At 70.6% G+C, this 25,017-nt stretch carries 21 protein-coding genes; 19 read left to right on the top strand and 2 right to left on the bottom strand.

Annotated features, from left to right (window positions below; all coding sequences use genetic code 11):
- Window positions 1-125 precede the first annotated feature (125 nt).
- Window positions 126-2,264, bottom strand: coding sequence for an elongation factor G-like protein EF-G2 (locus AB0K12_RS05795; RefSeq protein ID WP_364555917.1), 2,139 nt, complete (start codon window positions 2,262-2,264; stop codon window positions 126-128).
- A 256-nt stretch (window positions 2,265-2,520) separates the two neighbouring features.
- On the opposite strand from AB0K12_RS05795, the gene pgsA reads away from it, so the two are divergent.
- From pgsA to AB0K12_RS05700, 19 genes are all read left to right on the top strand, one after another.
- Window positions 2,521-3,180, top strand: a complete 660-nt coding sequence (pgsA, locus tag AB0K12_RS05790) for a phosphatidylinositol phosphate synthase (RefSeq protein ID WP_364555915.1) — start codon at window positions 2,521-2,523, stop codon at window positions 3,178-3,180.
- Window positions 3,177-4,088: a phosphatidylinositol mannoside acyltransferase gene (locus tag AB0K12_RS05785; protein ID WP_364555913.1), complete on the top strand. Its 912-nt coding sequence runs from the start codon at window positions 3,177-3,179 to the stop codon at window positions 4,086-4,088. Before pgsA ends, AB0K12_RS05785 begins: the two co-directional genes overlap by 4 nt.
- Window positions 4,085-5,215 (top strand): glycosyltransferase family 4 protein, encoded by a 1,131-nt coding sequence (locus AB0K12_RS05780; RefSeq protein WP_364555912.1) that lies wholly within the window; start codon window positions 4,085-4,087, stop codon window positions 5,213-5,215. The genes AB0K12_RS05785 and AB0K12_RS05780 overlap by 4 nt, the downstream gene beginning before the upstream one ends.
- Before the next feature lie 40 nt (window positions 5,216-5,255).
- Window positions 5,256-5,798: a hypothetical protein gene (locus AB0K12_RS05775; RefSeq protein ID WP_364555910.1), complete on the top strand. Its 543-nt coding sequence runs from the start codon at window positions 5,256-5,258 to the stop codon at window positions 5,796-5,798.
- A gap of 62 nt (window positions 5,799-5,860) precedes the next feature.
- A complete protein-coding gene (locus AB0K12_RS05770; protein ID WP_364555908.1) occupies window positions 5,861-6,877 on the top strand; it encodes a DUF3048 domain-containing protein in 1,017 nt (338 codons plus the stop codon).
- A 130-nt stretch (window positions 6,878-7,007) separates the two neighbouring features.
- On the top strand, window positions 7,008-7,922 hold the full coding sequence (gene pdxS / locus AB0K12_RS05765; protein WP_364555906.1) for a pyridoxal 5'-phosphate synthase lyase subunit PdxS: 915 nt from the start codon (window positions 7,008-7,010) through the stop codon (window positions 7,920-7,922).
- A gap of 204 nt (window positions 7,923-8,126) precedes the next feature.
- Window positions 8,127-9,809 carry an alkaline phosphatase D family protein gene (locus tag AB0K12_RS05760; RefSeq protein ID WP_364555905.1) on the top strand — a complete coding sequence of 561 codons (1,683 nt, stop codon included), beginning with the start codon at window positions 8,127-8,129 and terminating at the stop codon, window positions 9,807-9,809.
- Between the two features lie 155 nt (window positions 9,810-9,964).
- Window positions 9,965-10,543 carry a pyridoxal 5'-phosphate synthase glutaminase subunit PdxT gene (gene pdxT / locus AB0K12_RS05755; protein ID WP_364555903.1) on the top strand — a complete coding sequence of 193 codons (579 nt, stop codon included), beginning with the start codon at window positions 9,965-9,967 and terminating at the stop codon, window positions 10,541-10,543.
- A 3-nt stretch (window positions 10,544-10,546) separates the two neighbouring features.
- Complete coding sequence (locus tag AB0K12_RS05750) at window positions 10,547-11,296, top strand: YebC/PmpR family DNA-binding transcriptional regulator (RefSeq protein ID WP_355414364.1); 750 nt, start codon at window positions 10,547-10,549, stop codon at window positions 11,294-11,296.
- A gap of 228 nt (window positions 11,297-11,524) precedes the next feature.
- A complete protein-coding gene (locus AB0K12_RS05745) occupies window positions 11,525-13,357 on the top strand; it encodes a sugar ABC transporter permease (RefSeq protein WP_364555901.1) in 1,833 nt (610 codons plus the stop codon).
- A gap of 11 nt (window positions 13,358-13,368) precedes the next feature.
- Window positions 13,369-14,511, top strand: coding sequence for a GNAT family N-acetyltransferase (locus tag AB0K12_RS05740; RefSeq protein ID WP_364555899.1), 1,143 nt, complete (start codon window positions 13,369-13,371; stop codon window positions 14,509-14,511).
- 90 nt (window positions 14,512-14,601) lie between these two features.
- Entirely contained in the window at window positions 14,602-15,126 is a 525-nt protein-coding gene (ruvC, locus tag AB0K12_RS05735) for a crossover junction endodeoxyribonuclease RuvC (RefSeq protein ID WP_364557695.1), read from the top strand.
- A 202-nt stretch (window positions 15,127-15,328) separates the two neighbouring features.
- Entirely contained in the window at window positions 15,329-15,949 is a 621-nt protein-coding gene (gene ruvA / locus AB0K12_RS05730) for a Holliday junction branch migration protein RuvA (RefSeq protein WP_364555897.1), read from the top strand.
- A 269-nt stretch (window positions 15,950-16,218) separates the two neighbouring features.
- Window positions 16,219-17,253, top strand: coding sequence for a Holliday junction branch migration DNA helicase RuvB (gene ruvB, locus AB0K12_RS05725; RefSeq protein WP_364555895.1), 1,035 nt, complete (start codon window positions 16,219-16,221; stop codon window positions 17,251-17,253).
- 217 nt (window positions 17,254-17,470) lie between these two features.
- Window positions 17,471-17,854: a preprotein translocase subunit YajC gene (yajC, locus tag AB0K12_RS05720; protein ID WP_355414374.1), complete on the top strand. Its 384-nt coding sequence runs from the start codon at window positions 17,471-17,473 to the stop codon at window positions 17,852-17,854.
- A gap of 43 nt (window positions 17,855-17,897) precedes the next feature.
- A complete protein-coding gene (gene secD, locus AB0K12_RS05715; RefSeq protein WP_364555893.1) occupies window positions 17,898-19,781 on the top strand; it encodes a protein translocase subunit SecD in 1,884 nt (627 codons plus the stop codon).
- 1 nt (window position 19,782) lies between these two features.
- Complete coding sequence (secF, locus tag AB0K12_RS05710) at window positions 19,783-20,775, top strand: protein translocase subunit SecF (protein WP_364555891.1); 993 nt, start codon at window positions 19,783-19,785, stop codon at window positions 20,773-20,775.
- A 179-nt stretch (window positions 20,776-20,954) separates the two neighbouring features.
- Window positions 20,955-21,473 (top strand): adenine phosphoribosyltransferase, encoded by a 519-nt coding sequence (locus AB0K12_RS05705; protein WP_364555889.1) that lies wholly within the window; start codon window positions 20,955-20,957, stop codon window positions 21,471-21,473.
- A gap of 187 nt (window positions 21,474-21,660) precedes the next feature.
- A complete protein-coding gene (locus tag AB0K12_RS05700; RefSeq protein ID WP_364373694.1) occupies window positions 21,661-23,853 on the top strand; it encodes a bifunctional (p)ppGpp synthetase/guanosine-3',5'-bis(diphosphate) 3'-pyrophosphohydrolase in 2,193 nt (730 codons plus the stop codon).
- 60 nt (window positions 23,854-23,913) lie between these two features.
- Here AB0K12_RS05700 and AB0K12_RS05695 read toward each other — a convergent pair whose 3' ends face one another.
- Entirely contained in the window at window positions 23,914-25,002 is a 1,089-nt protein-coding gene (locus AB0K12_RS05695) for a cupin domain-containing protein (protein WP_364555886.1), read from the bottom strand.
- Window positions 25,003-25,017 lie beyond the last annotated feature (15 nt).

Below are 25,017 nucleotides of genomic sequence, written 5' to 3'. Positions count from 1 at the left end.
CACCCAGTGTGACAGCTTCGCGGGCATGCTCGGGACGGAAACCGCAATCAAAGCGTGATACGTTTGTGACAAAAGTAAAAAGCTGTGCCGGGAGGGACGAACGCCCTCCCGGCACAGCCAACGGCTCAATCCGCGGCGGCCACCTTGCTAGCGAGGTTCGGCGGCAGCGGTTCGTAGCGCAGGAACGTCCTGGTGAACGTGCCCGTGCCGTGTGACATGGATCGCAGGTCGATGGCGTACCGCGTGATCTCCAGCTCGGGCACCTCGGCCTTGACGAGCGTACGTCCGGTGCCCACGGGCTCGGTGCCGAGCACGCGCCCGCGCCGCGACGACAGGTCCGACATCACCGAGCCCACATAGTCGTCGGCCACCAGCACCGAGATCTCGTCCACCGGCTCCAGCAGCAGCGTCGGCACCTTGGACGCGGCCTCCTTCAGCGCGAGCTGGCCCGCGATCTGGAAGGCCATGTCGGAGGAGTCGACCGAGTGGGCCTTGCCGTCGTACAGGGTGACGCGCACGTCCACCATGGGATAGCCGGCGACGACGCCGCGCTCCATCTGCGCGCGCACGCCCTTCTCCACCGACGGGATGAACTGCCGCGGCACCACGCCGCCCACGATCTTGTCGACGAACTCGAAGCCCCCGCCCGACGGCAGCGGCTCTACCTCCAGGTGGCAGATGGCGTACTGGCCGTGGCCGCCGGTCTGCTTGACGTTGCGGCCCATCGCCTGGCACTTGCCGCCGAACGTCTCGCGCAGCGGCACCCGCAGCTCGACGCGCTCGACCTCGACGCCGTGCCGCTTGGCCAGCCGGTCGAGCAGCACGTCGGTGTGGGCCTCGCCCATGCACCACAGGACGAGCTGGCGGGTCTCTGCGTTGTTCTCCAGGCGCAGCGTCGGGTCCTCGGCCACCAGCCTGCCGAGGGCCTGCGACAGCTTGTCCTCGTCGGCCTTCGACCTGGCCCTGATCGCCACCGGCAGCAGCGGCTCCGGCATGCTCCACGACGTCATCAGCAGCGGGTTGTCGACCTCGGAGAGCGTGTCGCCGGTCTCGGCGCGCGACAGCTTGGCCACGGCCACGATGTCGCCCGCCATCGCCTTGGCGGCGGCGCGCTGGTGCTTGCCCAGCGGGCAGGTGAGGGTGCCGATGCGCTCGTCCACGTCATGGTCCTCGTGCCCGCGGTCGGCCAGGCCGTGGCCGGAGACGTGCACGGTCATGTCGGGGCGCAGCGTGCCGGAGAAGACGCGGACGAGGCTGATGCGGCCCACGTACGGGTCGCTGGTGGTCTTGACGACCTCCGCCACGAGCGGCCCGTCGGGGTCGCACGTGATGCCCTTGACCGGCTTGCCCGACAGGTCGGTGATCTCCGGCATCGGGTGTTCGAGCGGCGAGGGGAAGCCCTGCGTCATCAGCTCCAGGATCTCCTGGGCGCCCACGCCGAGCCCGCTGCACAGCACCGGGTAGAAGCTGCCGCGCGCGACGGCCTTCTCCAGGTCCTCGATGAGGACCTTGGTGTCGATGGGCTCACCCTCGAGGTAGCGCTCCATGAGCGACTCGTCCTCGCTCTCCTGGATGATGCCCTCGATCAGGGTGCCGCGGTACTCCTCGATCTGCGTCTCGTACTCGGCGCCCGGGTCCTTCTCCGCGCGGGTGCCGGTGGCGTAGTTGTAGTACTTCTGGGTGAGCAGCCCGATGAGTCCGTTGACGTGGCCGTTGGTGATGACCGGGAGGTAGAGCGGTGCCACGCCGTCACCGAAGACGTCCTGGCAGGTGGTCAGCACCTCGTCGAAGTCCGCGCGCTGGTGGTCGATCTTGGTGATGACGACCGCCCGCGGCATGCCCACCTGCGAGCACTCCTCCCAGAGCATCTGGGTGAGGCCGTCCACGCCTTCGGACGCCGAGACCACGAAGAGCGCCGCGTCGGCCGCGCGCAGCCCGGCGCGCAGGTCGCCCACGAAGTCGGCGTATCCGGGGGTGTCGAGAAGGTTGATCTTGATGCCGTTGTGCACCAGCGGCGCCACGGCGAGGTTGACGGACCGCTGCTGCCGGACCTCGACCTCGTCGAAGTCGCTGACCGTGTTGCCGTCCTCGACCCGTCCAGGGCGCTGGATGGTGCCCGTCGCGGCCAGCAGCTGTTCGACGAGGGTCGTCTTACCCGCTCCTGAGTGGCCGACCAGCACGACATTGCGTATCGCGTCGCACCTGTCGGCCGCGGGTGCCCTGCCCGCGGCTCCTACGGCGCCGCCAGAGTTCCTTTCCGCCACATCGCCTCCCGCTACGCTTCCCGTCTCATCGCGTGAGACGGCTCGGTCGATGGGGGGACGCCGTCCAGCCGCGTCCGGCAGCTCGCTCCCGTCGCTCCTCGGCCCAGGCGGCGTCGCTCCCTTCGCGTTGGTCCGTCTGCCAACGCCGCGCCCGCGCGGAGGGTGTCGGAAACCGCATGGACGCGGTGTGTTCACCAAATACCCCTGTGGCGGATATCACAAGGGGTCCGGGGCAAAGAAAGTTGTCAGGCCCTTCATGGCCTACGATCGGACCGCGATGCTCAAACTCCTGCGCCCGGCCATGACCCGGATACTCACCCCGCTGGGCAGGGCACTCGCCGGCCGCGGAATAGGCCCGAACGCCGTCACGGCGGTCGGCACCCTCGGCACGGTCGTGTCGGCCCTGCTCTTCTTCCCCCTGGGCCAGCTCGCCTGGGGGGCACTCGTGATCACCGTCTTCGTGCTGTTCGACCTGCTCGACGGCGTGGTCGCCCGGCTCGGCGGAAAGGGGGGCAGCACCTGGGGGGCCTTCCTCGACTCCACCTTCGACCGGGTCGCCGACGCCGCCATCTTCGCCGGCCTGATCCTCTACTTCGTCGGCCGCGACGACGTCGTGTCGGCCTCGGTGACGCTCGCCTGCCTGATCCTCGGCACCCTGGTGTCCTACGCCAAGGCCAGGGCCGAGGGGCTCGGGCTGACGGCCGACGTCGGGCTCGCCGAGCGCCCCGAGCGGCTGGTGGTGGCGCTGGTCGCGGCCTTCCTCGCCGGGCTCGGCGTCCCCTACGTCCTGCCGGCCGGCATGTGGCTGCTCGCCCTGGCCAGCCTGATCACGGTGGGCCAGCGCGTGATGATCGTGTACCAGCAGACGAGACAACAGACCGGCCACCAGACGGGCCATCAGACTGGGGAGAGATGAGCGACAAGGCATCGTTCGCCGACCGGGTCGTGGCCGCCGGGTTCGCGGCCGGGTGGAAGCTCGTGCCGCTGCTGCCCGAGCGCCCGACGGCCGCGGTCTTCCGGTTCCTCGCGGACCGGGTCCACGCCAGGCGCGGCAAGTCCGTACGCCGGCTGGAGTCCAACCTGGCCAGGGTGACCGGCCTCGACCCCGGCGGCCGCGAGCTGCGCGCGCTGACCAGGGCCGGCATGCGCTCCTACTTCCGCTACTTCCACGAGATCTTCCGCCTGCCCACGATGGACCGCGCCGAGGTGGTGCGGCGCACCCACGTCATCGGCGCCGAGCACATCCACGGCAACGTGGCGGCCGGGCGCGGCGTGGTGCTGGCGCTGCCGCACATGGGCAACTGGGACCAGGCGGGCGCCTGGCTGGTGGGCGTCGGCCACCCGTTCACCACCGTCGCGGAAAGGCTGCGTCCCGAGTCGCTGTTCCGCCGCTACGTCGCCTTCCGCGAGGGCCTCGGCATGGAGGTGCTGCCGCTGACCGGCGGCGACGGCCACAACTTCGGCACCCTCGCCATGCGGGTGCGCAAGGGCGGCGTGGTCTGCCTGCCGGCCGAGCGCGACCTCACCAAGAGCGGCGTGGAGGTGCGCTTCTTCGGCGCGGCCACCAAGATGCCCGCGGGGCCGCCGCTGCTGGCCGTGCAGACGGGGGCGGCGCTGCTGCCCGCCACCGTCTACTTCGTGGGCGACGACTGGGGCATCCACATTCACGAGGAGCTGCCCGTGCCCGCCGAGGGCACCCGGCAGGAGAAGGTCGCGGCGCTGGCCCAGGGCCTGGCCGACGTGTTCGAGAAGGGCATCTCCGAGCATCCCGAGGACTGGCACATGATGCAGCGGCTCTGGCTGGACGACCTGGACCCCCGATGAGGGTCGGCATCGTCTGCCCCTACTCCTGGGACATGCCGGGCGGGGTCAAGCAGCACATCGACGACCTGGCACAGGCGCTCATGGCGCAGGGCCACGACGTCTCCGTGATCGCGCCGGCGGCCGACGACGACGAGCTGCCCCCCTACGTGACCGGCGCGGGCCGGGCCATCCCCGTGCCGTACAACGGGTCGGTGGCGAGGATGTCGTTCGGGTTCCTGTCGGCCGCGCGGGTGCGGCGCTGGGTGCGTACGGGCGGCTTCGACGTGCTGCACATCCACGAGCCGCTGATCCCGAGCCTCGGCGTGCTGGCCTGCTGGGCGGCCAAGGGGCCGATCGTGGCCACCTTCCACGCCTCCTTCACCCGCTCGCGGGCGATCGCGGTGGCCGAGCCCTTGCTGCGCAGCGCGCTGGAGAAGCTGAGCGGCCGCATCGCGGTCTCCGACGCGGCCCGCAAGAGCCTGGTCGAGCAGTTCGGCGGCGACACCGTGCTCATCCCCAACGGCGTCACCGTCGCCCGCTACACCGACGCCGAGCCGCTCGACGGCTGGGGCCCCGACGGCGCCACGATCGGCTTCCTCGGCCGCATGGACGAAGAGCGCAAGGGCCTGCCGATCCTGCTCGACGCGTTCGCCGTGCTGGCGGCGCAGCGGCCCGACGTGAAGCTGCTGATCGCCGGTCCCGGCGACGAGAAGGACGTCTACGAGCGGGTGCCGAAGCAGTTCAGGGACCGCGTGACGGTGCTCGGCATGGTGAGCGAGGCCGACAAGATCCGCGCGTACCACTCGGTCGACGTGTTCTGCGCGCCCAACACCCGCGGCGAGAGCTTCGGCATCGTGCTGGCCGAGGCCATGGCGTCGGGGGCGACGGTGCTGGCCAGCGACATCCCGGCCTTCCGCAGGGTGCTGGGCGACGGGCAGGCGGGCGCGCTGTTCGCCAACGGCGACCCCGCCTCGCTCGCGCGCGAGGCCGGGTCGCTGCTCGACGCGCCGGAGCGGCGGGCCAAACTGGCGGCCGAGGCGCTGGTGGCGGTCAGGAAGTACGACTGGTCGACGGTGGCGCGCGACGTCGTACGCGTCTACGAGACCGTCACCACGAGCGGCGCGGGCCGCGTGGAGGAGGACCTGTGACGCGCATCGCGGGTGATGCGGCGCGGGTGGAGGAGGACCTGTGACGTCCACCATGATCGTGCTGATCGTGGGCATCGTGGTGGTGCTCACGGCCGTCTACATCTCCTGGCGGGCCGGCCGCCTAGACCGGCTGCACATCCGCCTTGAGCTGGCCCAGGAGTCGCTGGACGCCGCGCTCATGCGGCGCCGCGCGGTGGTGCTGGAGCTGGCGGGCTCCCGCCTGCTCGACCCGGCGACGTCGCTGGTGCTGGCCGCGGCGGCGCACGAGGCCCGCTCGGCGGGCCCCGACGAGCGCGAGCACGCCGAGAGCGACCTGTCGCGCACGCTGCGCGCGGTGGTGGACCAGGAGCGTTTCAGGGAGAAGCTGGCGGAGTCGCCCGGCGGCCGCGAGCTGCTGGAGGAGCTCGACGCGGCGGTGGCGAAGGTCGTCTACTCGCGCCGGTTCTACAACAACGCGGTCGGGGTCACGCGTACGGCGCAGCGCCGCTGGCTGGCCAGGACCCTGCGGCTGGCCGGGCACACCGAATACCCCCAATTCTTCGAGATTGATGACAATCCGCCCGCAGCTATGGCAACCGAATGACCTGATTTGGGGAAGCCAGTAAGCTTCATCCCGTTTTCGGGCTGAAGCGAGGAGAAGTGCACGTGCGGCTACCCCGGTTGATCACCCTCTGGCTGGCGGGAGCGGCCGTCCTGCTGCCCGTCGCGGCCTGTTCGTCCGACGAGCCGGCCGCCGGTTCCGCGCCGCAGGCCACGACGGACGCGCCGGCCGAGGCGCCGCAGGAGGAGGAGGTCAACGCCCACCCCTTCACCGGCAAGCCGTACGAGAAGCTGAGGCCGGTGCTCGCGGTGAAGATCGAGAACACCGCGGCGGGCAAGCCGCAGCTCGGGCTCAAGAGCGCCGACATCGTCTACATCGAGCAGGTCGAGGCCGGGCTGACCCGCCTCATGGCGATCTTCTCCTCGAAGCTGCCGGCCAAGGTGGGCCCTGTGCGCAGCGCGCGCATCTCCGACCTGCACATCGCCCCGCAGTTCGGCAAGCCGGCCTTCTCCTACTCGGGCGCGCAGACCAAGATGCTGCCGCTCATCGCCGAGGCGTCGCTGTTCGACGTGGGCGACTCGCACAACCCGGGCGCGTACTTCCGCCAGCCGGGCCGCTTCGCCCCCTACAACCTGTTCGCCAACACCAAGCAGCTGCTGGCCAAGGCGCCCAAGGCGAGCAAGGCCAAGGACATCGGCTTCACCTTCGGCGACGCGCCCGAGGGCGGGACGCCGCGCAAGTCGTACACGGTCAAGTGGCCCGCCGCGCGCTTCACCTTCGCCTGGTCGGAGGCCAAGCAGCAGTGGCTGATCTGGCAGGACGGCAAGAAGGACATGGCGGCCGAGGGCGGCCAGCTCAGCGCGCCCACGATCGTCGTGCAGTACACCAAGACCGAGCGCTCGCAGTTCCACGACAAGAACCAGAGCTACACGCCGCTCGTGCACACCACGGGCAAGGGCTCGGCGATCGTGCTGCGGGACGGCAAGGCGTTCAAGGCGAAGTGGGAGCGGGAATCAGAGGACAGCGGCACGACGTTCACCACTGAGAGCGGCGAGCCGATGAACTTCGCCCCCGGCCAGGTCTGGGTGGCCCTCGCCAGCCGCAAGCCCGTCATTCCGTAGCCGCCGTACCTTGACGAACCTGTATAGGTATGGCGCTAAATCCTGACATCTTGGCATGTCGGGGGAGGGGTCGTTCAGGACCTACGATGGGCTTGATAACTTACAGATTCGCCGTTGAGAGCCCGTGAGGATGACCGTGTCCAGCAGCACGCCAGAAAGCACCCCCGTCACCGGAACCGCCCGCGTCAAGCGCGGCATGGCCGAGATGCTCAAGGGCGGCGTCATCATGGACGTCGTCACCCCCGAGCAGGCCAAGATCGCTGAGGACGCCGGCGCGGTCGCCGTCATGGCCCTCGAGCGCGTGCCCGCCGACATCCGCGCGCAGGGTGGCGTCTCCAGGATGAGCGACCCCGACATGATCGACGGCATCATCAACGCCGTCTCGATCCCCGTGATGGCCAAGGCCCGCATCGGCCACTTCGTCGAGGCCAAGGTGCTGCAGTCGCTCGGCGTCGACTACGTCGACGAGTCCGAGGTGCTCACCCCGGCCGACTACGCCAACCACATCGACAAGTGGCAGTTCACCGTGCCGTTCGTGTGCGGCGCCACCAACCTCGGCGAGGCCCTGCGCCGCATCACCGAGGGCGCGGCCATGATCCGCTCCAAGGGCGAGGCCGGCACCGGCGACGTCTCCAACGCCGTCACCCACATGCGCACGATCCGCGCCGAGATCAAGCGGCTCACCTCCCTGCCGGAGGACGAGCTCTACGTCGCGGCCAAGGAGCTGCAGGCGCCGTACGAGCTGGTCGCCGAGGTCGCCCGCACCGGCAAGCTGCCGGTCGTGCTGTTCACGGCGGGCGGCATCGCCACCCCGGCCGACGCCGCGATGATGATGCAGCTCGGCGCCGAGGGCGTGTTCGTGGGCTCCGGCATCTTCAAGTCGGGCGACCCGGCCAAGCGCGCGGCGGCCATCGTCAAGGCCACCACGTTCTACGACGACCCCGACGTCATCGCCAAGGTCTCGCGTGGCCTGGGCGAGGCCATGGTCGGCCTCAACGTCGACGAGATCCCGCAGCCGCACCGCCTGGCCGAGCGCGGCTGGTAAGCGCCGGCGTGTCGGCGCAGGTCAGCGGCCTGCGGGCGTGAAACGATCACTTCCGGGTGAACGTCACGCGACGACGGATATTTCCGGAAAAGGCGGCATCCGTGAAGGATGTCGCCTTTTTCATGTCTGACGTTCACCGCGAAGTCATGCTGCTGAGTCAGGCTACGGGGGTCCTCGCCCTTGATCGTCACAGGGAGCTCCCAGGTGTCCAAGCTGAACCGCAGACACTTCCTCGTCACAGGGTTAGCGGCAGGCGCCGCATCGGCCATCCCCGCCGTCGTCCCCGCTGTCGTCCCGGCAGCCGCGCACGCCGACCCCGACCATGAAACGGCTTCGCGCGGGCTGCGTACCGACCCCTTCACGCTCGGCGTCGCGTGCGGCGACCCCGACCACGAGGGGTTCGTGCTATGGACCAGGCTCGCCCAGCAGCCGCTGGCCGAGGACGGTCTCGGCGGCATGCCGCAGCGGCCCTTCCCCGTGCAGTGGCAGATCTACGCCGACGAGCGGGCCCGCCGCGTCGTGCGCTCCGGCGTCACCGTCGCCGCCCCCGAGTGGGGCCACAGCGTGCACGTCGAGGTGCAGGGGCTGAGCTCCGACCGGGACTACTGGTACCGCTTCCGCGTCGGCCCGTACGTCTCCCCGCTCGGCCGCGCCCGCACCGCCCCGCACCCCCTGTCGTACGGCGGCGCCCTGGCCATGGCGTTCGTCTCCTGCGCCCAGTACGAGCACGGCCACTTCACCGCCTACCGCCGCCTCGCGGAGGAGCACCCCGACCTGGTGCTGCACCTCGGCGACTACCAGTACGAGTACACCAGGGACACCTACACGATCCCCGGCGGCAACATCCGCCACCACGAGGGCCCGGAGACCGAGACCCTCGCGAACTACCGCCAGCGTCACGCCCAGTACAAGGCCGACCCCGACCTGCAGGCCGCGCACGCCGCCGCGCCCTGGCTGGTCGTGTGGGACGACCACGAGCTGGACAACAACTGGGCCGGCGAGGTGCCCGAGAAGCCCGAGGTGCCGCAGCCGAACTTCCGCGAGCGGCGCGCCGCGGCCTTCCGCGCGTACTACGAGAACATGCCGCTGCGCCGCACCTCGATCCCGCGCGGCATCGACATGCAGCTCTACCGGCGCATCCGCTGGGGCAGGATGGCCACCTTCCACATGCTCGACACCCGCCAGTACCGCGACGACCAGGGCTGCGGCGACGGCTACAAGGACTGCCCCGCCGCCGTCGACCCCGCCCGCTCGATCACCGGCGCCGAGCAGGAGGAGTGGCTGCTGCGCGGCTTCCACCAGTCGCGCGCGCAGTGGGACATCCTGGGCCAGCAGGTCTTCTTCGGCCAGCGCGACAACAATGCCGGGCCCGCCAAGATCACCTCCCAGGACGCATGGGACGGCTACGCCGCCTCCCGCCGCCGCATCACCCAGGGCTGGATCGACGCCGGGGTGCGCAACCCCGTGGTGCTGACCGGCGACGTGCACGCCCACTGGGCCGGCGACCTCAAGCTCGACTACGACGACCCGACAGGGCCCAGCGTGGGCTCCGAGCTGGTGACCACGTCGATCTCGACGGGCGGCGACGGGGGCGACTCCGACCCCGCGCAGCACCCGTTCCTGCAGATCAACCCGCACCTGAAGTTCTACAACAACCAGCGCGGATACGTGCTCACCACGATCGAGCGCGACCAGATGACGGCCGACTTCAAGGTCGTGCCCCGGGTCCAGACGCCCGATGCCGAGGTCTACACCCGGGCCACGTTCGTCGTTGAGGACCGGGTGCCGGGGGTGCAGCAGACGTACCTGCGGCCGCTCGACCCGGCGCGCCGGCTCCAGCAGATCACGATCGAGGACACCGTCCGCCTGGAGACCGAACGCCCGTAGCGGCTCTCATCGCAGCCCTTGTCCGCGAGCCCGGCCCCTGATCAGGGGCCGGGCTCGTCGCGGTCAGCGCGTGATCGACGGGCCCCCGTCGGAAGACGACGGGGTGTTCTGGTGTTGAATTGTCGGAAACCCGTACTCGGACGGAAGGATCGCCCGTGCCCACGATCGGTGTACTCGCCCTCCAGGGAGACGTGCGCGAACATCAGCGCATGCTTCAGGAGGCGGGCGCGACGGCCGTCGCCGTACGCCGCCCCGCCGAGCTGGACGCGGTCGACGCCCTGGTCATCCCCGGCGGCGAATCGACCACCATGTGGAAGCTCGCCGACACCTTCGACCTGCTGCAACCTCTGCGCGTCCGGGTCAAGGAAGGCATGCCCGCCTACGGCTCGTGCGCCGGCATGATCATGCTGGCCGACCGCATCGAGGACGGCATCGCCGGCCAGCAGACCATCGGCGGCATCGACATGGTGGTCAGGCGCAACGCGTTCGGCCGCCAGGTCGACTCCTTCGAATCCGACCTCGACTTCGCCGGACAGCAGGTGCACGCGGTGTTCATCCGCGCTCCCTGGGTCGAATCCGTCGGCGCGGACGTCGAAGTGCTGGGCAGGTGCGAGCCTGGGGATAGGATCGTCGCGGTCCGTCAAGGTCCTTTGCTCGCTACGTCGTTCCACCCCGAGCTCACCGGGGACGTACGCGTGCACCGTTACTTCGTAGACATGGTGAGGGAGCTCTAGGTAATGTCCGGCCACTCCAAATGGGCGACGACGAAGCACAAGAAGGCCGCACTCGACGCCAAGCGCGGCAAGCTGTTCGCCAAGCTCATCAAGAACATCGAGGTGGCGGCACGGACCGGTGGCCCTGACCCGGACGCCAACCCCACGCTCTTCGACGCCATCTTCAAGGCGAAGAAGAACTCCGTGCCCAACGACAACATCGAGCGGGCGCGCAAGCGCGGCGGCGGCCTCGAAGCCGGCGGCGCCGACTACCAGACGATCATGTACGAGGGCTACGCGCCCGGCGGCGTCGCGGTGCTCATCGAGTGCCTCACCGACAACCGCAACCGCGCCGCCTCCGAGGTCAGGGTCGCGCTCACCCGCAACGGCGGCTCTCTGGCCGACCCCGGGTCCGTCTCCTACATGTTCAACCGCAAGGGCGTCGTGATCGTGCCCAAGAACGGGCTCGACGAGGACACCGTGCTCATGGCCGTCCTCGACGCCGGCGCCGAGGAGGTCAACGACCTCGGCGACTCCTTCGAGGTCGTCTCCGAGGCCGGTGACCTGGTGCCGGTCCGCAAGGCCCTCCAGGACGCCGGCATCGACTACGACTCGGCCGAGTCCAGCTTCCTGCCGACGATGAGCGTGCCGCTCGACGAGGAGGGGGCCAAGAAGGTGTTCCGGCTCATCGAGGCGCTGGAGGACAGCGACGACGTCCAGAACGTCTTCGCCAACTTCGACGTCTCCGACGACGTCCTCGCCGCCCTCGACTGACCTTCGTCAGGGCCTGGGCGTCGGTGTCCGGGCCCTGCCCTTTCCGCGGGTCCACCCGGCTCGCAGGGGTGTACCGGCGATCCCCCACCCGTCCTGTCGGCTTCGGGATCGTCCAGCCCAGACGGCCACTGCCGCGCTCCTCCGCGTCGCGTCCGGCGACGGCGAATCCTTCGGGGGACGGTCTGTCGGCGTGCGGGGGAGGGGGCCGGCCGCGTAGGGTCGGGCGACGTGACTTCCCCCAACCCCCCAGGATCCGGCACCCGGCTGGTCGGCCTGCTGCTCGCCGTACCGGCGCTGGTCGGCACCCTCATCACGCTGGTGCTGCCGACCGCGCAGACGATCTGGCTCAGCTTCCAGAGCGGCGGCGTGCTGCGGAAGAGCACGTACGCGGGGACCGCGAACTACGCCGAGCTGCTCGGTGACGACGCCTCCTGGCGGGCGCTGGGGTTCACGGTGTCGCTGGTCGGGTTCCCGCTGCTGGTGGCGTTGGTGGTGGGCCCGCTGCTGGCCCTGGCACTCGACCGGGCGGGCCCGTGGCCGCGGCGGGCCGGGCGCGTCCTGCTGTCGCTGGCCGTCGTCACGTTCTCGCCGGTGGCCGTGGCGGCGTCCTGGCTGCGCGGCCTGATGCCCGAGGAGTCGGGCCTGGTCGCCCTCGCCGAGGGGCTGCGCGACCCGGCCACCGCGCCTGGAACGCTCCGGCTCATCGTGGCCGCCGGCACGTTCGGGCTGGTGTGCGCGCTGGCCGTCGTCGCGTTCCTGCCCGCCCTGCGCGGTCACACCCCGGGCCCGGCGACCGTGGTGGTGGGCGTCCTCGTAGCGTTCGCCGTCGTGGCGGCCGGGCTGCAGACGTTCGCCCTCAGCCAGGTGCTCACCGGCGGAGGCCCTCAGCGCGCCACACAGACGCTCGCGGGCCTCCAGTACGACTACGCCTTCAGAACGGCCGAATTCGGCCTCGGTGCGGCCGTGGCGACGCTCACGGGGGCGGTCCTGGGCGTGCTGGGCATCGCCGCCACGATCATCGCCGCCGCCTCCGGCCTCCGCATCACCCTCACCCCCGAAGCCGGCCTCCCCGACCCACCCGCCTTCGCCCCGGAAAACGCACCCGCCCAACCCGGACCGCCCGCCTTCGGCTCGCAGGGACCCATGGCTTTCGGCCCGCAGGGCGGCGGCGCCCACGGCTCTCAGCCGCCCTCTGGGCACGCCCAGGAGGGTGCCGCGGCGGTCCACGTCGGTGGGGCGGGTGGGGTGACGTCGCCGTACCTGCCTGGGAGCGGGCAGCCCGAGAAGGCGCGGCAGGCCCCCGCCAGGCGCGCGGCCACACCGGCGGGCGTGGCGATCGGGATCGCCGCGTCAGCGGTGGTCGTGGTGGCCGCGTTCATGCTCGCCTGGCCGTGGATGGACGGCGTGCTGGCCTCCAGGGCGGGCGCGGCGAGCAGCCTCAGAGCCCAGGTCAACACCTGGATCCCGGCCGTCATCGGCGCAGTGGTCTCGGTAGGGGTGGCGTACCTGGCCGCCCTCGGCATCGGCGGCCTGCGCCCGCTCGGCCGCGCCAGCGAGTGGCTGCTGCTGATCTTCGCCCCCTGGCTGTTCGTCGGCGCAGGCCCGTTCAGCGTCGCCAACTGGCAGAACGTCCGCAACCTCGGCCTCATCGACACCTTCCCCGCCCTCATCCCGCCGCTGCTGGTGAGCGTCCCCGCGCTGCTGGTGCTGACCCTCCTGTGCAAGGGCCTGGCCGGACGCACCGACAGGGACTTCTTCTCGGGCGTGTTCCTGCCGTCGCTGCCCATGGCGGGCATCCTGGCCGGCGCCGTCACGCTGGTGAACGCCCACGACGTCCAGTGGCCGCTCCTGGTCGTCCAGCACACCGACCTGTTCACCGCCCCGGTCGCTCAGATGGCCCAGGTGGGCGGCTTCTCCCGGGCCGCCGCCGACGTCGGCGCCGCGACGCCGCTGGTCGTGGTGGCCGTCGCGCTGGCCGTCCTGGTGACGGCCCAGCTCCTCTACCTCGACAGGCTCGTCATCGCGACAAAGGATTCGCGGGTACGTACACCGGTTTCATAGGTTTGCTGCTTGTGGAAATACGCGACATAACGCCCGACGACCTCAACGACGTCCTCGACCTGCGCCGGCGGGCGTTCGGCCCGATGAGCCCGAGCAGCAAGGAGAAGTGGCGCAAGTCCGTGCTGCCCGCGCTGGCCGAGGGGCGCTACCTCGGGATGTTCGACGGCGGCAGGATCGCGGCGGCCGCCCGGCTGCGCCGCTTCACCCAGTGGTGGCACGGCCGGCCGCAGCCGATGGCGGCGATCGCGGGCGTCACGGTCAGCCCCGAGGACCGCGGGCGCGGCGTCGGCACCGGCATCATGCGGGCCGTCCTCGACCGCGCCACCGAACTGGGCGACGCGGTCTCCGCGCTCTATCCGGCCACCACGGCCATCTACCGCAACCTCGGCTACGAGCACGCGGGCGCGCAGCACATCATCCGCCTGCCCGCCGAGTCGCTGCGCGGCATCCGCCCGTCCGGCCAGGTCAAGCTGCGCAGGATGGGTCCCGGCGACGCCCCCCAGCTGATCTCCGTGCTGCACCGCGTGCACGGCGCGGCCCGCGCCAGCGGCCCGATCTCGTACGACGAGGACACCTGGAACCTGTGGCTGGCCAACGAGGACGACTTCCTCTACCTGGCCGACGACGGCTACGCGGTCTACCGCTGGCGGGGTGACGACATGGAGGTCGAGAACGTCGTCGCCGCCTCCTCCGGCACCCTGCGGGCACTGTGGGGGCTGGTCGGCAGCGCCTCCTCGGTGGCCCGCGAGGTCGTCGCCGCCGTGGCGCCCGACGACCCGGTGCTGTGGATGCTGCGCGAGCGTACGAAGGAGCAGGTCACGCGGGTGCGGTGGATGTTCAGGGTGCTGGACGTGGCCGCCGCCGTCGAGCGCAGGGGCTATCCGGCGCACGCGAGCTGCGAGGCCGTCGTGACCGTGGACGACCCGGTCAGGGGCGGGGGCACGTGGCGCCTGGACATCTCCGGCGGAACGGGCACAGCGACCCCCGCCTCCGGGACCGGCGTCACGCTCCCGGTGAACGGCCTGTCCGCTTTGTATGCCGGGATCCCCACCTCGACGCTGCGGCTCAGCGGTCTCATGTCCGGAGATGACCGATACGACGAGGCACTCGACGCCGCCTTCGCCGCCAAGTCGTACATGCTCGACTACTTCTAGCCGCCGCTTCCCGGTGCGCGCCCTCCCCGGCCACGGTAAAGTCTCGTGCCGAACAGATGTTCGGCGGCGCGGTCTCGGGAGGGCATGCCGGTGCGGGTGATGGGCGTCGATCCGGGGCTGACCCGGTGCGGGCTGGGCGCGGTCGAAGGGCGCCCAGGAGCGCCGCTGTCACTCGTGGCCGTCGGGGTGGTGCGCACGGGGGCCGACGAAGAGCTCGGCGCCCGGCTCGTGGGCATCGAGGCCGGCATCGAGCGCTGGCTCGACGAGGTGCGCCCCGACGCGGTGGCCGTCGAGCGCGTCTTCAGCCAGCACAACGTCCGCACGGTGATGGGCACGGCGCAGGCCGCCGGCATCGCCGTCCTGTGCGCCGCCCGGCGTGGCCTCCCGGTGGCGCTGCACACGCCGTCCGAGGTCAAGGCCGCCATCACGGGCAGCGGCACGGCCGACAAGAAACAGATCGGCGCCATGGTCACCCGCCTCCTGCGCCTCACCGAGATGCCCAAGCCCGCCGACGCCGCCGACGCCCTCGCCCTGGCCATCTGCCACGTCTGGCGCGGCGGCGCCCAACACCGCCTCGCCACCGCCCTGGCCAAAGCCAGAAACCCCCACCGATGACCTCCACCTCCCCAAACCCGCCCCGCACCCCCGGCCCCCAGCCCGCCGGCACACGAGCCGGCCACAGCCCGGCCCTGGGGCTGAGCGGCGTAGCGACGCCAAGCATGGTGGCTCCGGGCGTGGCGGTGGTGGGTGCGGGGGTGGATCTGCGCTATGACAGGGGACCAGGTGTGACAGTGGTGACGGAGACGGGAGGCCGAGCGTGATCGCGTCGGTGACGGGCAAGGTGACGGCGATCGCCCCTGACGGGGCCGTGATCGAGGTCGGCGGCGTCGGCATCCTCACCCACTGCACGCCGGGCACGCTCGCCACGCTCCGGCTGGGCGAGGAGGCCAGGCTGGCCACGTCCCTCGTGGTGCGGGAGGAGTCGCTCACCCTGTACGGCTTCGCCACCGACGATGAGCGGGCCGTCTTCGAGCTGCTCCAGACGGCCAGCGGCGTCGGCCCCAAGCTGGCGCTGGCGATGCTCGCCGTCCACACGCCCAACGCGCTCCGCATGGCCGTGGCCTCGGCCGACCTCAAGGCGCTCACCCAGGTGCCGGGCATCGGGCAGAAGGGCGCCCAGCGCATCGTCCTGGAGCTCAAGGACCGGCTCGGCACCCCTGAGGAGACCGTCAACGCCGCGCTCAACGGCGACCGCCGCGCGGCCGTGTGGCGCGAGCAGGTCCACTCCGGTCTCGTGGGGCTCGGCTACTCCAGCAAGGACGCCGACGACGCCATCGCCGCCGTCGAGCCCGAGGCGGAGGCCGACCTCGCCGCCGGCCGCCAGCCCCAGGTCGCCGCCCTCCTGAAGGCCGCACTCCGCTCTCTGAGCATCCGATGACCCACCACCGCCCCGACACCCCCAAGCCGCCGCGCCCCGCACATCTCGGCGCCGTGCATGACGCGCGGATGCATGGCGCGCCCACGCACCGCGCAGGGCAGGGAAGTGGGGGTTCGGCTGAACTCCGGGTGAGGGTGCCGAGGAGTGTCCTGGGGTGGGGCGAGGGTGTGTGGTGGCGGGGGAGAGGGGTGGCGTGATACGTGAGGGCGGGGTGGGCCATGACGGCCGCCCGGGCGGGCGTTCGGTGACTGAGGAGAGGAGGCGCTGGGATGGGATATGAGCGGGACGAGATCCTGTCGGCCGCCGCCGGTGGCGACGAGCTGCAGATCGAGGCCGCACTCAGGCCCAAGCGCCTCAGCGAGTTCATCGGCCAGGGACGCGTCCGCGAGCAGCTGTCGCTGGTGCTGGAGAGCGCGTTGCGGCGGCAGCGGCCGCCGGATCACGTGCTGATGAGCGGCTCGCCCGGCCTGGGCAAGACGACGCTGGCGATGATCATCGCGGCGGAGCTGAACGCGCCGCTGCGCATCACGTCGGGGCCGGCGCTGGAGCGGGCGGGCGACCTGGCGGCGATCCTGTCGACGCTGACCGAGGGCGAGGTGCTGTTCATCGACGAGATCCACCGGATGGCCAGGCCCGCCGAGGAGATGCTCTACCTCGCGATGGAGGACTTCCGGGTCGACATCGTCGTCGGCAAGGGGCCGGGGGCGACCGCGATTCCGCTGGAGATCGCGCCGTTCACGCTGGTGGGCGCCACCACCAGGGCCGGGCTGCTGCCCGCGCCGCTGCGCGACAGGTTCGGCTTCACCGCCCACATGGACTTCTACGAGGTCCCCGAGCTGGAGCAGGTGCTGCACAGGTCGGCGCAGCTGCTCGGCGTCGGGCTGCCGGACGAGGGCGCCCATGAGATCGCCCGCCGCTCCAGGGGCACCCCGCGCATCGCGAACCGGCTGCTGCGCCGGGTGCGTGACTTCGCCGACGTGCGCGCGGGCGGCGTGATCGACCGCGACGTCGCCTCGGCGGCGCTCAACCTCTACGAGGTCGACGGCGAAGGGCTCGACCGGCTCGACCGGGCGGTGCTCGGCGTGCTGCTGCGCAAGTTCGGCGGCGGCCCGGTGGGGTTGTCCACGCTCGCGGTGGCCGTGGGGGAGGAGCCCGAGACGGTCGAGGTGGTGGCCGAGCCGTTCCTCGTACGCCAAGGACTGCTGGCCAGGACCCCGCGCGGCCGGGTGGCGACCGCGGCGGCGTGGACCCATCTCGGGATGACGCCACCGCCGGATGCGTTCGGAGCGTCGCTTTTCGACTGATCACAGATCGGTTGCAACCGTTTCAATATGGGAACTTCCCCGCGCGCCGAAACGCTGCTTCGTTGCCGCGTTTCGCAACAAGCGCCTACACTCCGTGGCTTGGCTGGCTGTGTAGGCTGACGGGCTGAGCGGCGCGGCCCGGAGCAACGCACGGAATTTCCGGCGCGAGGCCGGTGTCAACTCGTTGTACGACTATGGAAGGTCGCCCCTTATGGACATGGGACAACTCGGAAGCATCCTGCCGCTGATTCTTCTGGTGGTGGTGTTCTACTTCCTGCTGATCCGCCCCCAGCGCAAGCGCCAGCAAGAGGCGATCCAGATGCAGAACTCCCTGACGCCGGGCACCCGGGTCATGACCACGACCGGGCTGTTCGCCACCGTCGTCGCGATAGACAATGAGGACGTCGTCCTCGAGATCGCGCCAGGGATCGAGACCCGCTGGGTGAAGGCCGCCATCGGCCGCGTCGTCACCCCCGGCGACGCTCCGGCGAGTGACGAGCCGGCCGCTGACCAGGCCGAGCTCGGCGAGGAGGGCAAGACGGAGTCCGAGGCCACCGTGGAGCGCAACGGCGACCAGGACTCCAGCACGAAGAAGTCCTGACTAAGCTCTGCCACAAACCTCTATCTGAAAGAACTGACGACCAGTGGCCCGACCGACCAGCCGCCACAGCCGACCGGGGCGTACGCTCCTGGTGCTGCTGGCGCTCATCCTCGCCCTGGGCGGGACGATGTTCCTGCAAAAGGCGTTCACGCCCAAGCTGGGCCTCGACCTAGCGGGCGGCACGACGGTGACGTTGTCCCCGGTGACCCAGAACAACGCGGCGCCGCCCGAGGAGATCCTCGACCGGGCGGTCAACATCATCCGCGACCGGGTCAACGGCACGGGCATCTCCGACGCCGAGGTCGCCAAGTCCGGCGACAACATCATCATCTCCATCCCGGGCGTGGGCCAGAACGAGGCCATCAAGCTGGTCGCGACCACCGCGGAGCTGCGTTTCCGTCAGGTGCTTGCCATGGAGGCCACGCAGGCCCCCGCCGACCTGGCCACCAACGCGCCGACGCCCGGCCCGTCGGGCAGCCCGTCGGCCCAGCCGTCCACCCGGCCCTCCCAGTCGGCAGCGACGCCGAGCGCGTCCCCGACCGGCAAGGCGCTCTCGTCCGCGCTGACCTCCCCGACCGCCCCGCCCTCCGCGGGCGCGCCGCGGTCGGCCACCGAGACCGGTGACGGGCAGAAGAGCCAGGGCGACGGACAGGCCCGGCAACAGGACCCCGATGGGCAAGGCGACGGTGACGGCAAGGCCCGCACCGGCACCCAGAACAACCAGACCGGCCAGAACAACCAGGACAACACCAAGGGCCAGAACGCCAAGGCGTCGCCGTCGGGCGCGCCCACGGCCAGCACGCCGCCCGTGCAGCCCCCGCAGCAGAACCCCGACATCAACACCGCCGGCATCGACCCCAAGGTGCTCGAGCAGTTCAACAAGCTCGACTGCGCCGACCCGGCCAACCGCGGCCAGGGCGTCCAGGACGACCCGAACAAGCAGTACGCCGCCTGCGAGACCGACGGCAGCTTCAAGTACGTCCTCGACGTCGCCAAGGTCGTCGGCACCGACATCGACACCGCCTCGGCCGGCGTCCGCCAGGGCACCACCGAGTGGATCGTCCAGCTCGACTTCAAGAGCAAGGGCGCCGGCGAGTGGAGCAAGCTCACCACCGCCGCCTACAACTCGCCCGAGCCGCGCAACAAGGTCGCGGTCGTGCTCGACGGCGTCGTCATCACCGCCCCCAACATCATCAGCCCGATCCCCGGCGGGCGGGCTGAGATCACCGGCGGCTTCGACCAGATCAGCGCCACCAACCTGGCCGACCAGCTCAAGTACGGCGCGCTGCCGCTGAAGTTCAACCGCAGCTCGGTCGACACGGTCTCCTCGACGCTCGGCCAGGACCAGCTGCAGGGCGGTCTCATCGCCGGCCTCATCGGCCTGGCGCTGGTGGTCGTCTACTGCATGCTCTACTACCGGGGCCTCGGCATCGTCGCGGTGCTGAGCCTCGTGGTGGCGACGGTCCTGACGTACACCGCGGTGGTCGTGCTCGGCCACAACGCCAACTTCCGGCTCTCGCTGCCGCACATCATCGGCCTGGTGGTCTCGATCGGCATCACCGCCGACTCCTTCATCGTCTACTTCGAACGCATACGTGACGAGATGAAGGAGGGCAGGCGCTCGCTGCGGGCGGCCGTCGAGGTGGCCTGGGTCCGGGCCCGGCGCACGATCCTGATCGCCGACGCCGTCATGTTCATCGCCGCCATCGTGCTGTACTTCCTGGCGGTGGGCGGTGTCGCCGGCTTCGCGTTCGCGATGGGCCTGACCACGCTGATCGACGTCGTGGTGGTGTTCCTGTTCACCAAGCCGTTCATCGCCATGCTGGCGAAGCTCAAGTTCTTCGCCAAGGGGCATCCGCTGTCGGGGCTCGACTCCGAGCGCATGAGCGAGGCGGCCGGCCACAAGACCACTCCGCAGGAGGCCTGAGATGGGACTGGGGCGTCGCCTCTATCGCGGCGAGATCGACGTCGACTTCGTCGGCAAATGGCGGCTGTGGTACAGCCTGTCCGGCCTGCTGCTGCTGGTGTCGCTGGCCGGGCTGATCATCCACGGGCTCAACCTGGGTGTGGAGTTCAAGGGCGGCACGATCTTCTCGTTCAAGGCCCAGCACGCCACCGTCGAGCAGGTGCGTACGTCCGTCCAGGAGGAGGGCGTGCACCAGGTGATCGTCCAGCAGGCCGGCACCGACGGCTGGCGGGCGACCACCGAGAGCCTGCCGGAGGACACCAGGTCGCAGGTGCAGAGCGCCATCGCGAAGGACTTCAGCGTCCCGGCCGACCAGGTGAGCATCCAGGCCATCGGCCCGTCCTGGGGCGGTGAGGTGTCGCAGAAGGCGTGGATCGGCCTGGGCGTGTTCATGCTGGCGATCATCCTGTACCTGTCGATGGCGTTCGAGCCGAAGATGGCGCTGGCGGCGATCGTCGCGCTCATCCACGACCTCGTCATCACGGCCGGCATCTACGCCTGGTCGGGCTTCGAGGTCACGCCGGCCACGCTGCTGGGCTTCCTGACCATCCTCGGTTATTCGCTCTACGACGCGGTCGTGGTGTTCGACATGATCAAGGAGGTCACGGCCAAGCTGGGCCACACCTCGAAGCAGACCTACTCGATGGCGGCCAACAACGCGCTCAACCACACGCTGATCAGGTCGCTGAACACCTCGCTCGTCGCGATCCTGCCGGTGGCGGCGATCCTGTTCATCGGCACCACGCTGCTCGGCGCGGGCACGCTGAAGGACCTGTCGCTGGCGCTGTTCGTCGGCATGATCGTCGGTACGTACTCCTCGCTGTGCGTCGCCACGCCGCTGCTGGTGACGCTGAAGGAGCGCGAGCCGAAGTACCAGGCCATCGCCAAGAGGCTGGCCTCCACCGGAGGCGGCAACAAGAAAGGCCCCAAAAGCGCGGCCGTAGCCAAGGGCTGACCCGCTCGTACGACGGGCTCAACAGGCGCCCTCGCCCCGGCAAGGGGCGGGGGCGCCTCTGCCTGTGCGCCACGAGGCCGCGAGGGCCTCACAGGGCCGCTGAGAGCTCCGCGTACGGGTCAGGGCCCGATATGCACCATCATGGAGCCCGGCACACGGCCGGCGGAGAAGGGATGACCATGAGCGAGCTGAGCACGACGATCCTCGACCGGATCAGGGACGTGCCCGACTACCCCAAGCCGGGGGTCATGTTCAAGGACATCACCCCGCTGCTGGCCGACCCGGTGGCGATGGCCGCCGTGGTGGACGAGCTGGCCGGGCTGCACCAGGCGGACAAGATCGTGGGCATCGAGGCGCGCGGTTTCATCCTGGCGGCGCCGGTGGCCTACCGGGCGGGCGCGGGATTCGTACCGGTGCGCAAGAAGGGGAAACTGCCCGCCGCCACGCTGGAGGAGTCCTACGATCTGGAGTACGGCTCCGCGACGATCGAGGTGCACCGCGACGCGTTCGCGCCCGGCGACCGGGTGCTCGTGGTCGACGACGTGCTGGCCACGGGCGGCACCGCGAAGGCGGCCGTCGAGTTGGTGAAGAGGGCGGGCGCCGAGGTCGTCGGCATCGCCGTGCTGATGGAGCTGGCCTTCCTGAAGGGACGTGAGCGCCTCGGGGGAGAGCGGTTGCACTCCCTTGTGATCGTCTGAGCCCGCCCGCGGCGGCCCAGGTTTCCTGCCTGGATACACTGGGGGGATCTGGACTCGAACGTGAGGAGCCACTGCGTGAGGAGTCTGTGTGCCCCGTGATGTGGTCGCGCCCGACGTAACCGACTCCGGCAATGCGGAGACGCCCGGTGTACCGTCGGTGCGCCGCAGGCGTTTTGGGGGTGGGGCGATGAATCCCGTGCTGGAGCCGCTGTTCCGTACGGTCCGCGCCACCCACCCCAAGGCCGACCTGCGGGTGATCGAGCGCGCCTACGACGTGGCCGCCTACCACCACCGCGACCAGAAGCGGAAGTCGGGCGACCCCTACATCACCCACCCGCTGGCCGTCGCGACGATCCTGGCCGAGCTCGGCACCGACGACGAGACGCTGTGCGCAGCGCTGCTGCACGACACGGTCGAGGACACCGCCTACTCGCTCGACGAGCTGCGGGGCGACTTCGGCGACACGATCGCGTCGCTGGTCGACGGCGTCACCAAGCTCGACAAGGTGAAGTTCGGCGACGCGGCGCAGGCCGAGACCGTGCGCAAGATGGTCGTGGCGATGTCGCGCGACATCCGGGTGCTGATCATCAAGCTGGCCGACCGGCTGCACAACATGCGCACGATGCGCTACCTCCCCGAGCACAAGCGCCACCAGAAGTCGCGCGAGACGCTGGAGATCTTCGCCCCGCTGGCCCACCGCCTGGGCATGAACACGATCAAGTGGGAGCTTGAGGACCTCGCGTTCGCCATGCTCTACCCCAAGCGCTACGACGAGATCGCGCGCATGGTCTCGGAGCGGGCGCCGCGCCGTGACCTGTTCCTGCAGGAGGTCATCGAGAAGGTCTCGGGCGACCTGCGCGAGGCGAAGATCCGCGCGGTGGTCAAGGGCCGGCCGAAGCACTACTACTCGGTCTACCAGAAGATGATCGCCCGCGACGTCGCGTTCGACGACATCTACGACCTGGTGGGCATCCGCGTGCTGGTCGACTCCGTACGCGACTGCTATGCCGCGCTCGGTACCATCCACGCGAGGTGGAACCCGGTGCCAGGGCGGTTCAAAGACTACATAGCGATGCCCAAGTTCAACATGTACCAGTCGCTGCACACCACGGTGATCGGTCCCGAGGGCAAGCCGGTCGAGCTGCAGATCCGCACCCACGCGATGCACCACAGGGCCGAATACGGCGTCGCCGCGCACTGGAAGTACAAAGAGGAGGTCGGCAGCCCGGGCCCCACGGGCAAGGTCAAGCCGGGCAGCGACATGGCCTGGCTGCGCCAGCTCCTCGACTGGCAGAAGGAGACTTCCGACCCGGGCGAGTTCCTCGAGTCGCTGCGCTTCGACCTGTCGGTCTCCGAGGTCTACGTCTTCACCCCCAAGGGCCAGGTCATCGCGCTGCCCGAGGGCGCCACGCCGGTCGACTTCGCCTACGCGGTGCACACCGAGGTGGGCCACCGCTGCATCGGCGCCCGGGTCAACGGCCGGCTGGTGCCGCTGGAGTCGCGGCTCGGCAACGGCGACACGGTGGAGATCTTCACCTCCAAGTCGCCCGACGCGGGGCCGTCGCGCGACTGGCTGAAGTTCGTCAAGTCGGGCAGGGCCCGCAACAAGATCCGGCAGTGGTTCTCGAAGGAGCGCCGCGAGACCGCGATCGAGGCGGGCAAGGAGGCCATCGGCCGGGCGATGCGCAAGCAGGGCCTGCCGCTGCAGCGCCTGATGTCCGGCGAGGCGCTGCTGGCGCTGGCCCGCGACCTGCGATATCCCGACGTCTCCGCGCTCTACGCGGCGGTCGGCGAGGGCCACATCGCGGCCCAGTCGGTGGTGCAGAAGCTGGTGGCCTCGATCGGCGGGGTCGACAGCGCCGAGGAGGACATCGCCGAGACCTCGCTGCCGACCCGGCTGCGCGGCCGCCCGCGCGGCGGTGGCGGCGCCGGCGTGGTGGTGGCGGGCGACGCCGACGTCTGGGTACGCCTGTCGAAGTGCTGCACCCCCGTGCCGGGCGACGAGATCGTCGGTTTCGTCACCCGTGGCCACGGCGTCTCGGTGCACCGGGCCGACTGCACGAACGTGCAGCAGCTGCGGGAGCAGCCCGACCGGCTGGTCGAGGTGAGCTGGTCGCCGAGCGACGACAGCGTGTTCCTGGTGGCCATCCAGGTCGAGGCGCTCGACCGGCCCCGGCTGTTGTCCGACGTCACCCGCACGCTCTCCGACCAGCACGTCAACATCCTGAGCGCGTCGGTCACGACCTCGCGCGACCGGGTGGCGATCAGCAAGTTCACCTTCGAGATGGGCGACCCCAAGCACCTCGGCCACGTGCTCAAGGCCGTGCGCAGCATCCAGGGCGTCTTCGACGTCTACCGGGTCAGCGGCGCGGGCAACTGACGGCTCGGCGTTGACGGCTCGGCGTTGACGGCTCAGCGTTGGCGGCTCGGCGTTGGCGGCTCAGCGGCGCAGGCCCGGCAGGTTGACCACGATGGCCTCCTGCGTGCTGCGCGCGATCACCACGACCGCTTCCCGCGAGGGGTCGGGATTCTCCTCTCGGTGCGGCACGTAAGGCGGCACGAACACGTAGTCGCCGGGCCGCGCGTCGATGCGGGTCTCCCTGTCGTCCTCCAGGAACACGAACGACGGCGTGCCGCTGACGACGTAGATGGCGGTCTCCGAGGCGCCGTGGTGGTGGTCGGAGGAGCGGGTGGCGGGCGCGACGTGCGTCTGGCCCATCCACAGCCGTGAGGAGCCGGTGGTGGCGCCGCTGACGGCGGCCAGGCGCCGCATGCCTGAGCTCTGCGCCGTCTCACCGGAGAGCTCTCCTGCGGCCACGTGACGCAGGGTCTGGTGGAAGGGGTCACCCTGGTCCCGGTAGCCCTCCCAGAGGCGTCCTCCGGCCCGTTCGAGCACACGCGTGGCGACGGCGGTCAGGCGTACGGGGTCGTCGTGCACCTTCAGCAGCTCGTCGGCCAGCTCGGGGTCGTGGGCGCGCAGCTCGCGCAGCAGCCACTTGCCGGTGCCCTGCCACCTGCCGCCCGCGCCGAGCGCCGCCCTGGCGGTGGCCTGCACGACCTCCCAGCCGATGAACGCCGCCTCGCCCGGGTCGGTGGCGCCGGCCAGGTCGTCGAGCAGGTCGGACAGCACGTAGCGGGCCCGCTCCGACTGCCCGGCGGGCTGACCGCCGGGACCGGCCGAGACCCGCTCGCCCAGGGCCGCCTGCAGGTCGCTGGCCCGGCCGCCGGTCCTGTCGGTCAGCACCGCGCCCTCGGAGCAGATGCGGGCCAGCGTCGGCCTGCGGGCCGCGAAGTCGCGCTCGATGTAGGCCGCCAGGCTGGTCTCGCTGTGCGCGAACAGCTCGATCGGCCAGGCACGCCAGCGCAGGCTCTCGCGGTAGGGGCGGTCGAGACCGTCGAGCACCACGATGATGTCGAGATCGGAGGTGCTGGTGCGGCGCTCGGTGAGCACGCTGCCGCCGACGAAGGCGTACAGGGCTCCCGGGAACGTCTCTTCGACGAAGGCGCGCGCGGCGGTGACGGGATCCATGCCGCACAGCCTAGA

Source organism: Nonomuraea sp. NPDC049419, assembly GCF_040676995.1.
Classification (GTDB): Bacteria; Actinomycetota; Actinomycetes; order Streptosporangiales; family Streptosporangiaceae; genus Nonomuraea; species Nonomuraea salmonea.
The sequence above is the reverse complement of the archived record's forward strand: the minus strand, read 5'-3'. Positions and strand labels throughout refer to the sequence as shown.